General features: G+C 48.1%; 1 protein-coding gene. It reads right to left on the reverse strand.

From position 1 onward, the window contains the following. Window positions 1-215, reverse strand: a 215-nt coding sequence (locus L650_RS23870) for a hypothetical protein (RefSeq protein ID WP_164835570.1), incomplete at its 3' end; no start/stop codon positions are given. Window positions 216-743: the final 528 nt, after the last annotated feature.

Consider the following 743-nt stretch of genomic DNA (forward strand, 5'->3'; position numbering starts at 1 on the left):
TCTGTATAGGTAAAAGACCCTGACGCCGATTGGGTTAGTAGCCAATGGTATGAGTCGGATTCACGATCATACTCATTATTAACAATTGTGCCCGCGCCGTGGTAGGTTTGCGTTTGGCGTACTACCCATGAGCCATTTACTAACTCTGATAGCTGTATGGTGTATACGGGATCGCCTGGCTTTCCTGCAGGGTTTGTGCTTGTACCCGAGGCCATCGAGTTAAGCTGCAATGAACACACAATATTAATTACGCCACCATTTGAGCCAAATGGGCCAATTTCGACAAAGGCATCGGCTGATAAGTCGGTGGNCCGGCCACAATAGAGCCACCAAAGTAACCGTTGCCACCGGTGTCTTTCCATTCGAGGGCATTGGCTTTTGTTAGGGCAGCTAAGTTAGGCAAACCATTGCTTAGTATCTTAGGGCCATACCAATACCAAACATTATCTGGCCCAAAACCTGGTGCATACTCTATTTTCATAAAGCTATCACCTATCAGGTCGATACGAGGTGAAGATATACGTGTACCTGCTCGTAATACTTTGGCGTCAACGGTATCGTCAATCAGTGCGCTACCGTGAACGTGTAGCACATAGGATTGCCAACTACTGCCGGTATAGCGCTTAGTTGTTTGCACCGCTGGGTCACTGGCTTTATAAATGGTTACACGGTCATGTATAACCGGCGCACTTGGCAGGGAGTTATTCGCCGTTGAGTCATACCAAACGCCGGTACTTGTGGCC

Origin of the sequence: Pseudoalteromonas sp. TB51 (assembly GCF_000498055.1) — a bacterium.
GTDB classification, from domain to species: Bacteria; Pseudomonadota; Gammaproteobacteria; order Enterobacterales; family Alteromonadaceae; genus Pseudoalteromonas; species Pseudoalteromonas atlantica.